The sequence below is a fragment of the Thauera phenylacetica B4P genome, from assembly GCF_000310225.1.
Taxonomy (GTDB): domain Bacteria; phylum Pseudomonadota; class Gammaproteobacteria; order Burkholderiales; family Rhodocyclaceae; genus Thauera; species Thauera phenylacetica.
In genome coordinates this window covers 1-3,661 of the sequence record NZ_AMXF01000313.1, presented here as the reverse complement: position 1 = coordinate 3,661, position 3,661 = coordinate 1, and the positions used below count along the sequence as shown (strand labels likewise).

Below are 3,661 nucleotides of genomic sequence, written 5' to 3'. Positions count from 1 at the left end.
CGCTGAGCGCCGCGGCGGGCGGAAAGCGTGGCGCCCGCCGCGGCGGCGTCAGGCCGGCCGGCGATGCCCGCCGCGCGCGTGCAGCCGGAACGGAGAGCACGACGAGAGAGCACGACGAGAGAGGACGACGATCGAGCACGACGACGGGGCACACGCCGACGATCCGGGCTATGCTTGCTGCACCCGGTTGATTCTGTTATTAAGTCGGACCTCACCAATCAACACCCATCTACGGAAGTCGATCCATGGCTGAAGATACCCTGCACAAGCAATTTCCGCCCTACGTTCCCGCCGCAGGCGAGGAATACATGAGCGAGAAGCAGCTGGCCCACTTCCGCGCCATCCTGGATTCGCTCAAGGGCGAGCTGGTGGATGACATCGAGCGCACGGTGCACACGATGCAGGACGAGGCGACCGTGTTCGCCGACCCCAACGACCGCGCCAGCCAGGAGTCGGATATCGCGCTCGAGCTGCGCAACCGCGACCGCGAGCGCAAGCTGATCAAGAAGATCGACGAGACGATCGGCCGCATCGAGGCCGGCGAATACGGCTACTGCGACAGCTGCGGCGTCGAGATCGGCCTCAAGCGCCTTGAGGCGCGCCCGACCGCGACCCTGTGCATCGACTGCAAGACGCTGGAAGAGATGCGCGAGCGCCAGGTCGCGAAGTGATCGCCCGGTCCCGGCCACGGCCGGGACCACCAACAAAAAAGGACGCCGGGGGCGTCCTTTTTTGTTGGCTGCGCGCCGTGCTGCGACGCGCGGCGGGCCGCGGCCCGCCCCACCGGCGTCAGCCGGCGTTTTCGTTCAGCAGCGCCTTCATGCTCAGGCGGATCTTGCCGCGCTCGTCGGTCTCGAGGACCTTCACGCGCACGACCTGACCTTCCTTGACGTAGTCCGAGACGTTGTTCACGCGCTCGTTGGCGATCTGCGACACATGCAGCAGGCCATCGCGGCCCGGCATGATGTTCACGATGGCGCCGAAGTCGAGCAGGCGCACGACCGGACCTTCGTAGATCTTGCCGACCTCGACCTCGGCGGTGATCGCCTCGATCTTGGCCTTGGCCGCCTGGGCGCCTTCGGCGCTCACCGACGAGATCTTGATCGCGCCGTCGTCCTCGATCTCGATCACGGTGCCGGTCTCTTCCTGCAGCGCGCGGATCACTGCACCGCCCTTGCCGATCACGTCGCGGATCTTCTCGGGGTTGATCTTCATGTTGATCATGCGCGGCGCGTACTCGGACACCTCGCCACGGCTGCTGCCGAGCGACTGCTGCATCAGGCCGAGGATGTGCAGGCGGCCTTCCTTGGCCTGCTCGAGCGCGGCGTGCATGATCTCGCGGGTGATGCCCTGGATCTTGATGTCCATCTGCAGGCCGGTGATGCCGTTCTCGGTGCCCGCGACCTTGAAGTCCATGTCGCCGAGGTGGTCCTCGTCGCCCAGGATGTCGGTCAGCACGGCGAAGCGGTTGCCGTCCTTGATCAGGCCCATCGCGATGCCGGCGACGTGGTTCTTCAGCGGCACGCCGGCGTCCATCATGGCCAGCGAGCCACCGCACACCGAGGCCATCGACGAGGAGCCGTTGGATTCGGTGATCTCGGACACCACGCGCACGGTGTAGGAGAACTCTTCCGGCTTGGGCAGCATGGCGACCAGCGAGCGCTTGGCCAGGCGGCCGTGGCCGACTTCGCGGCGCTTGGTGATGCCGAAGCGGCCGGTCTCGCCGGTGCAGAAGGGCGGGAAGTTGTAGTGCAGCAGGAAGCGCTCGCGATACTCGCCGGCGATCGCGTCGATGATCTGCTCGTCGCGACCGGTGCCGAGCGTGGCCACGACCAGCGCCTGCGTCTCGCCGCGGGTGAACAGCGCCGAGCCGTGGGTGCGCGGCAGCACGCCGGTGCGGATCTCGATCGGGCGTACGGTGCGGGTGTTACGCCCGTCGATGCGCGGCTCGCCGTTGAGGATGCGGCTGCGCACGATGCCCGACTCGAGGTTGAAGAAGAGGTCCTTGAGCTCGTTGACCGAGGGGGCGTTCTCCACGCCTTCGGTGAGCTGGCCGATCACGCGCTTGCGGATCTCGGAGAGGCGGGCCGAGCGCTCCTGCTTGCTGGTGATGCGGAAGGCCTCTTCCATCTCGGCCTTGGCGAGCTCGTTGACCTTGGCGATCAGCGGCTCGTTGGCGGGCGCAGCCTGCCAGTTCCATTCGGGCTTGCCGGCGACCTCGACCAGCTCGTTGATGACCTTGATCGCGGTCTGCATCTGCTCGTGGCCGAACATCACGGCGCCGAGCATGACGTCCTCGGGCAGCTCCTGGGCTTCGGACTCGACCATCAGCACGGCGGTCTGGGTGCCGGCGACGACCAGGTTCATCTGGCTGGACTGGAGCTCGGTGGCGGTCGGGTTGAGGATGTACTGGCCGTTGAGGTAGCCGACGCGGGCAGCGCCGACGGGACCGTTGAACGGCAGGCCGGAGATCGCGAGCGCGGCCGAGGCACCGATCATCGCCGGGATGTCGGAGTCGATCTCGGGGTTCAGCGACAGCACGGTGATGATGACCTGGACTTCATTCATGAAGCCATCGGGGAAGAGCGGGCGGATCGGGCGGTCGATCAGGCGCGAGGTGAGGATCTCCTTCTCGCTCGGACGGCCTTCGCGCTTGAAGAAGCCGCCGGGGATGCGGCCCGCGGCGTAGAACTTCTCGACATAGTCGACGGTGAGCGGGAAGAAGTCCTGGCCCGGGCGGGCCTCCTTGGCGCCGACCACGGTGGCCAGCACCACAGTCTCGTCCATATTGACGATGACGGCGCCGCCGGCCTGGCGGGCGACTTCACCGGTTTCCAGGGTGACGGTGTGGGCGCCGTAGGCGAAGGTTTTCTTGATTGCGGTAGGCAAGTTCGTATTCCTTGTTCTTTCGGTGGATGCAGCAGACGACAACTGCTTGCGGCGGGCCGTCCGAGCGGACGGCCGGGCGCCGCGGGGAGACGGTCGCGACGGGGCGCGCGAACGCTGCGGACCAATGGCAAAAAGCCGGGGCGGCCGCAGGGGCACGCACCGGCTTTGCTGGCTTACTTCGCCCTGATCGGCGCTGTCGGACTCGTCACGGACGGCAATTACTTGCGCAGGCCCAGACGCTCGATCAGATTGCGATAGCTGTCGGCGTTGCGACCCTTCAGGTAGTCCAGCAGCTTGCGGCGCTGGCTGACCATCTTCAGGAGGCCGCGGCGGGAGTGGTGATCCTTCGCGTGCTCCTTGAAGTGGGGGGCGAGCCCGTTGATGCGGGCGGTCAGGAGCGCGATCTGGACTTCCGGGGAGCCGGTGTCGCCCTGGGCGCGCTGGAAGTCGGAGACGATCTTCGACTTGGATGCGATATCGAGAGCCATGTGTGTCTTTACTCGTGTGTTCTGCCAATCAGAAGCGGCGGATTATACCCAAAGCCGCGCCAGTTACTCAATCAAAATCATGCGGATGCATCCTTGCCCGGGCTGCCGGTGGCGATCAGCCTGCACGCCGCCAGACGCCCGTCGTCCTGCCACTGCGCCAGCCCGAGGAAGCCATCGGGCCCGTAGGCGCGCACCTTCGCGCCGGGCTGCGCCCCCGCGAGCGCGAGCGTGCGCCCCTGCAGCAGGCCGCGCGCCGCCTCGGCGTCGAGCCGCAGCACCGGGAA

4 protein-coding genes are annotated in these 3,661 nt (G+C 66.8%); 1 reads left to right on the top strand and 3 read right to left on the bottom strand.

Annotation, left to right across the window (positions count from 1 at the left end; genetic code table 11):
• The first annotated feature begins 245 nt into the window (after positions 1-245).
• Positions 246-671 carry an RNA polymerase-binding protein DksA gene (dksA, locus tag C667_RS21065; RefSeq protein WP_004322620.1) on the top strand — a complete coding sequence of 142 codons (426 nt, stop codon included), beginning with the start codon at positions 246-248 and terminating at the stop codon, positions 669-671.
• 118 nt (positions 672-789) lie between these two features.
• On the opposite strand, the gene pnp is transcribed toward dksA, so the two are convergent.
• The 3 genes from pnp to C667_RS21050 form a co-directional block, all read right to left on the bottom strand.
• The gene (pnp, locus tag C667_RS21060) at positions 790-2,889 is read right to left on the bottom strand and encodes a polyribonucleotide nucleotidyltransferase (RefSeq protein ID WP_004382555.1); all 2,100 of its coding nucleotides are present in this window, start codon (positions 2,887-2,889) and stop codon (positions 790-792) included.
• Positions 2,890-3,107: 218 nt separating this feature from the next.
• Entirely contained in the window at positions 3,108-3,377 is a 270-nt protein-coding gene (gene rpsO, locus C667_RS21055) for a 30S ribosomal protein S15 (RefSeq protein WP_004322624.1), read from the bottom strand.
• A gap of 77 nt (positions 3,378-3,454) precedes the next feature.
• Positions 3,455-3,661, bottom strand: a 207-nt coding sequence (locus C667_RS21050) for a tRNA pseudouridine(55) synthase TruB (protein ID WP_004382553.1), incomplete at its 5' end; no start/stop codon positions are given.